This is a genomic window from Pinibacter aurantiacus (assembly GCF_019130065.1).
In the GTDB taxonomy this organism is placed as follows: domain Bacteria; phylum Bacteroidota; class Bacteroidia; order Chitinophagales; family Chitinophagaceae; genus Pinibacter; species Pinibacter aurantiacus.
The window spans coordinates 358284-364824 of record NZ_JAHSPG010000012.1 but is presented as its reverse complement, the minus strand read 5'-3'; the positions used below and the strand labels follow the sequence as shown (position 1 = coordinate 364824).

4 protein-coding genes are annotated in these 6541 nt (G+C 43.0%); 1 reads left to right on the top strand and 3 read right to left on the bottom strand.

The window, feature by feature from the left end:
• The coding region (locus KTO63_RS16030; RefSeq protein ID WP_217792383.1) for an OmpA family protein at positions 1–1882 on the top strand (1882 nt) is incomplete at its 5' end.
• Between the two features lie 194 nt (positions 1883–2076).
• Here the strand turns inward: KTO63_RS16030 and KTO63_RS16025 are convergent.
• From KTO63_RS16025 to KTO63_RS16015, 3 genes are all read right to left on the bottom strand, one after another.
• Positions 2077–2649 carry a dihydrofolate reductase family protein gene (locus tag KTO63_RS16025; protein WP_217792382.1) on the bottom strand — a complete coding sequence of 191 codons (573 nt, stop codon included), beginning with the start codon at positions 2647–2649 and terminating at the stop codon, positions 2077–2079.
• Between the two features lie 282 nt (positions 2650–2931).
• Entirely contained in the window at positions 2932–4632 is a 1701-nt protein-coding gene (locus tag KTO63_RS16020; RefSeq protein ID WP_217792381.1) for a GH32 C-terminal domain-containing protein, read from the bottom strand.
• 174 nt (positions 4633–4806) lie between these two features.
• Entirely contained in the window at positions 4807–6525 is a 1719-nt protein-coding gene (locus KTO63_RS16015) for a RagB/SusD family nutrient uptake outer membrane protein (RefSeq protein WP_217792380.1), read from the bottom strand.
• Positions 6526–6541: the final 16 nt, after the last annotated feature.

The following is a 6541-nucleotide window of genomic DNA, read 5'->3' as shown; positions in this document are numbered from 1 at the left end:
TAAAAAATCAGACTACGCGTCAGCAGCAAAGTACTATGAAATGTACCTTGGCATCGGCGCTAAAAGCAAAACCGGCACTTACGACCCGTACGCCGGCAATACCCAAGGCAAAACGAAAACAAAGGCAGCCGGCGGCGACACCCACCAGCAGGCCGTATACGGCGCAGCGGAAAGCTATCGACTGTTGAACAACTACGCGAAGGCGGAAAACTTCTACCAGGAAGCAACCGGCTATAGCGCAGAACAATATCCACTGGCTAAATACCAATATGCTGTAACACTAAGAAGCCTTGGCAAATACGAAGACGCCCAAAAAGCGTTCACCGATTTTTTAAGTTCTTACAAAACGGAAGATGCTTATACCAAAGCAGCCAAAAGAGAAATTGAAAACCTTCAGTTTATCCAGCAGCAGTTGCACAAAAAAGACCTGTCGCTGTACACGGTAAAAAAACAGGACACGGTCAATGTGAACACACCCGGAGCGAACTATGCACCGGTACTCACTGGCACTGGCACCATGCTTTTTACTTCTACAAGAATTGAAAGCAATGCAAAATCTGCTGTCTATATCAACCACTTGTACGAAGCGACAACAAATGGTGATGCGGCAACAGTAAGCAAGATCGACATTGCCCAGCCGGAAGGCGTTCATCAAGGTGTAGCAGCTATTACGCCAGACGGAAAAACGATCTACCTGACCAGATGGACGATGACCAAAGAAGGCAAGAAAACGGCTTCTTTATACCAAACAACCAAAACAGAGGCAGGTGCATGGAGCGAACCCACTGCACTGGAAGCCATCAACGCAGTAGGAGGCAATAACCAACAACCATTTGTCACAGCAGATGGCAAGTATCTTTTATTCTCCAGCGACCGCTCTGGCGGACAAGGTGGTTTTGACATTTGGTATGCACCCATTGCAGACGGTAAAGTAGGCGAGCCGGTAAACATGGGCACGGCTATCAATACTCCGGCAGACGAACAAGCACCATATTACCATGCCGCTTCACAAACACTGGTATTCTCCAGCAATGGCAGAGTAGGCATGGGCGGCTTTGATTTGTACCAAACAAAAGGCAGCATCAATGGTAACTGGGGTGCAGTAAAGAACCTTGGCTATCCCGTAAACTCAGAGAAGGATGATATTTATTTTGCGAGCAAAGGCACGACGAAGAACATGTTGTCTGATGTGGTGTTCAGCTCCGACAGGGCATCAGAATGTTGCCTTGATATGTTCAGTTTGCAAAAACAAATGCCTGCTAAAAAGATCGCTGGTAAAGTAATTGCCTGTGATGGTAACACACCACTGGCCGGTGCAAAAGTGCAGGTATTGGCAGACAACAAAGTGATAGCCGATCTTTCAACCGGAGCTGATGGTAGCTATAGCTTCACTATGGATGAGTACCAACCAGTGAAAGTAAATGCATCTACAGAAGGTTACCAGAGCAATTCACTAGGCATTGCAACGCCACAAGATGAAGAAATGGAAATGATGAACGCTCCTGCATTGTGTCTTGTAAAAGTAGCTCCGGCAGTTGGCGAAACGGTTGTTGTTGATCACATGTACTATGCTGTTAACAAAGCAATTATTCTCGATGAATCAAAACCAGCACTGGATCATTTAGCACAGATGTTAGTTGATAATCCGGGCATGACCATTGAGATCGACGGCCATACTGATAACGTAGGTACAAAAGCATACAACCAAAAACTCTCTACTGCACGTGCGAAGAACGTGGTGGATTATTTGGTGTCTAAAGGCATCGATGCAAAACGTTTGAAATACAAAGGTTATGGCGATACAAAACCTCTCGATACAAATGATACAGAAGAAGGTCGCGCTAAAAACAGAAGAACTGAATTTAAAGTATTGGATAAATAAACAGTGATTTTTATTCGGTGATAGTTAAGCATACAAAGAAGCCGCTTCAGTAATGGAGCGGCTTCTTTGCTATTAGGAATTAGAAATTAGGAATTGGGAGTTAGGATTGCAGAATGTTCCAGACTCGTACTCTAAAAAAATATTCTTGATTGTTTTACTGTTAAACAATCGGAAACGCAATTCCTAACTCCTTCCTAATTCCTCTCAATCTCGTAGTTCAAACAGAATGTGCCACTTGATAGATGTTTTGTAGAAGCAAGGTTCAGTTTAATTACTTTATCCAGATCTCTGTGAAGGGAGATGCCTTTACCAAAAAACACCGGATGCATAATGAGCCAAAAGCCATCCAATAAATTTTCCTGCAACAGAAGATGAACCACTGTTGGGCTACCAAAAACATAAATGCTCTTACCATCCTGTTGCTTGATCGAATTTATTTTTTCTACTACATTATCATGAATGACAACTATGTTGTCGTCGTTAGAAGTTTGTACTGATTTAGACAAAACATATCTTGGTACGCTGTTGTACCAGTTTGAATATTTGACTTCATATGCGGTCGCACCCGCCTTATCTGCAGCAGTTGGCCAATTGCTTTCCAGCAATTGCCACGACTTTCTTCCAAATAGTATTGCATCTGCGCTTTCAATTAAACTGCAGACAAACGCAAGATTTTCTTCATCACCGATAAAATTTGAGAACTCACCATTCGGGCCCGCAACAAAACCATCAAAAGATGTTTGCACGATCGCTATTAATTTTCGCATGGTTGTATGTTTTGATTTAAAGATTGACTTCAAATACCGTTAAAATGTTGCATCACACCTTATCTTAATCATACACTAAATGCGTGCCTTGATGCTAACCTATCTCCACAAGATTAGTAGAAAAAGAAGAAACAGACTAACAGCTCATCAATTTTTTTACCACTAAGGCACTAAGAGCACTAAGCCCCACTAAGGATCTCCTATGGTGTAAAACTCTTACATCATTAAGAAACTCTTAGTGAGGCTTAGTGCTCTTAGTGCCTTAGTGGTAAATCGTAAAGCCTATTCCCAAATACTCTTCAATTCATAGACAGTCAGGTTGTTAATATTCGCTGTGCCTCCAGTGGCTGAAACAGCCAGCGTTCTATTCTCCGCAGTAATGTTAATATTAACGGGCATGAATAGCAAACCATTACTCGCATACACCTCAAGACCAATGCGATCCGCATAAATGATCATACTTTGTTTTCCATTTTGCAAAGGAGCAGGAGAAGTAACGCCATCGATCGTCAGCTCTTGTTTTGCAACATTGTATACAACAGGCACACCGCGCACATTGAACGTGACTTCTTTTGCACTGCCTGGTTCAAATTCAACTCTTATCTCCGCCAATTCAACATTAACCTTCGCCAACGGATTGGCTGCACCTGCCTTCAATTTCATTTTTGAGAACGGATATGTTTTTACACGCAAAGCATTCATTTCCTCAACCGGCGTTCTCGTCAATCTGATTCCTTCCTTTGTACGAGTGAGTTTTAATTCAGTGGGAATACTTTGCGACTGATTAAAGGTCATTCCATCCTTGTCTGTATTCGTGCGCCACCAGCCGATTTCAACACGTCTGCCTTTTGGTTCGTTGCTATATGTTTGTGATGCATAATAATCGCGGCCACGTTGATTGAATAGTTTTTCTTCCTCTGGCGTAAATTTTTCGCCATCAAAAGTTCCCACCGCATATTCGCCGTTCGCTGCAGTCAGCACCCATTTCTTTTCTTTGGTGTTGCCATCAACAGGTAACTCATAAAACTCCGGGCACTCGAACAAATACCTGTCATCACCTTTACCTCCATACACAACGCCTGCTTCTTTCCAATTTTTCAAATCAGGTGAAGTTAGTATTTGAATGCTGTTCTGCGCATTGTCTCTTTCCACCCACACAACCATAACCCATTTTTTTGAAGGCTCGTGCCATACAACTTTTGGGTCGCGATTGTCTTTGTTGATTCTTGGAACAACAGCATGATCGAGCTTGTGAAAAGCTCTGCCGTCAGTGGTCCATGCAAGGCATTGCGCCCAGGCTTTTGCTCCAGTGTAAAACATCACCATCGCAGGTTTGCCGTTTTCACCCAAGCCACTTGTGTTGTTTGCGTCAACGACCGCACCACCGCTAAACATAGGACCAAACTTATCAGGATACAACGCTTCCCCAATTTCTTTCCAATGTAAAAGATCCTTGCTCACAGCGTGCCCCCAATGCATATTTCCCCAACCACGGCCATACGGATTGTGTTGAAAGAATAAATGATACTCGCCGTTGTAATACACCAATCCGTTAGGATCGTTGGTCCAACCGCGCTTTGGAGAAAAGTGCAATTGGCCGCGCAATTTCTCGTGATACAATTCTCCTGCGTTGGTATCTTCATCACTTTGCTCAATCGTTGAAAAAGCTTTGGAATCAACACTCAGAGCCTCCGCACGCAGTTCGATTTTCTTTCCTTTCCATGCACTGATGTCGAGATAGGCGTACCAATCCGGGTTACCATCTGCAAGCTCCATGTCAAACCATCGCACCATTTCACCATTTACCCACAACTCGATATTCTTTTTAGCTGCGCCATTTTTTACTGGCAATACCAGCCATTTTTTCTCACCTGTAAAATACTTTGCAAAGTTCTCCAGTCGTGGTTTCGGCGCAACATTGTCTTGTGCCTGACCAGCTGTTACGATACTTGCAAATAAAAAAGCCGTTATTAATTTCTTCATAAATGAAAATATGTTTTACTGTTAATTAAGAAGTAGGAATTAAGAATTAGCTCGGCAAAGCGCAACACGTTTTAAAATCTTTCCGATGATCTAAGGAGTGTTTATGATTCTTAAAGTATCCTACACTTAAACAATTCCTGATTCCTAACTCCTAACTTCTAATTCCTGAATGTGCTACCATCCCGCATTCTGCTGATACAATCCCTTACTGTAATTTATTTGATTTAAAGGAATCGGAAAATATTCATCTCTTCCTTTCTTAAATGCTGCATCTGACAAATGCGAAGATCTTGTTTTTTCAATTGCAAAATACTTGTTGATGTAGTCTGCTGCAATACCCCATCTCACCAGGTCGAAGAAGTGATAGCCTTCTGTTGCAAACTCCAAACGACGCTCCCATCGCAGGGCCTGGCGTGCATAGTCTTGCGTCCATGTGCAGTTTGTTCCTGGCTTGTAAGCACTCATGCCGTAGTTGGAAGTAGGAGTGCCATCACCTTGTTTTAGCAGTGCTGTGCTTTGCGCCGCTCGCATACGCAGTTGATTGATCAAAGGCAATGCTTCATCTTGCTTGCCCAATTCAATCAATGCTTCTGCTTTGAAAAGCATTACGTCATCAAAGCGAATGATATCCCAGTTTTTAGAGCTTGACATGAACGGTGGAATTTTTTGAAACGAAGCATCTGTAGGAGACACAGCCTCCTTCATACTTGCAAATGCGCCATACACTTCCGGAGCGCGAGCCCATGATTTTGCGAAGATGAAGTTGGGAACATATTTGTAAGGGTGCCCGGGTATAGCAACTGTATGATCCATACGTGGATCAAAAGTGTTTGTTTTATAATCGCCCGAAGCTGCTACATCATTGGCATTGTAGCTGTCAAACATTGGCAGGCCTTTGCTGTCTGTTTTATATGCATTGATGAGATCGTGGCTTGGTACGTGGAAACCGCAGCAGCCATATTCCTGGTTCATCGGATAATTCAACGCATGTCCATAATCAAGTCTTCCCTTTGGTGTACCATCATCTTTTGAATACTGTATAGCAAAAACAGATTCGGTGCTGTTCTCATATTGTGTAAGGAAGTTGTTGGCATAATCAGGATTCAGTACATACTTACCGGAACCGATAACATCAGTGCACAATTGATTTACTTCATTCAGTTTGTTTGCATCGATGCTTGTTACCTGGTTGTTTTCATCCTGCGTGTAAGCCTGATATAATAAAGCTTTCGCGAGGTAAGCTTTAGCTGCATATTTATTTGCACGACCTCTGTCTGATTGTGTTTCAGGAAGGCCGGCAACGGCCGCACGAAAGTCATCTGTAATTTTTGTCCACAAAGCATCGTTGGAGAAAGTTCTGTTAGAAACCGTGTCATAGTTCGCTTGTGGCGTATTTTCATCTATGTACGGCACATACTTGAAAAGAATTTTTGCAAGAAAATAAAAATGCCCGCGAAGAAAACGCATCTCTGCCTGGCGAACAGATTTATTCGGGTACTCAGCATCAGACAGTGCATTCATCCTTCTCAGCGCATCATTTGCCCTGCCGATACTTACGTACAGTCTGTACCAAACCAGGTCGATCAATCCATTGTCAACACGATTCAAAGAAAAAGTTTCGAAAAGATGATATTCGCTGATATCTCCCGGGCCATCGCCGCCTTTGTAAGTATCGCCACCACGAATACTGCCATAGGGCCAAAGACTTGTAAATGGCGCGGTGTAGTGATCGTTGCCCAATGCTGAATATGCCGCAACGGCCATCTTGTCTACGTTTGCCGGTGTGTTAAGATCTTCGTTCGATACAACACCCTGCGGCGTTTCGTCAAGAACTTTTTTACATGATGATAAAAGGGAAATGGCAATCATTATCGTTAATATAGTGCGTTTCATTTGAGTGCTTTTTTTT

What these genes read in the sequence shown, in the direction of transcription:
- KTO63_RS16015 (WP_217792380.1), bottom strand. Translation starts at nt 6,525, where the DNA reads ATGAAACGCACTATATTAACGATAATGATTGCCATTTCCCTTTTATCA.
- KTO63_RS16025 (WP_217792382.1), bottom strand. Translation starts at nt 2,649, where the DNA reads ATGCGAAAATTAATAGCGATCGTGCAAACATCTTTTGATGGTTTTGTT.
- KTO63_RS16020 (WP_217792381.1), bottom strand. Translation starts at nt 4,632, where the DNA reads ATGAAGAAATTAATAACGGCTTTTTTATTTGCAAGTATCGTAACAGCT.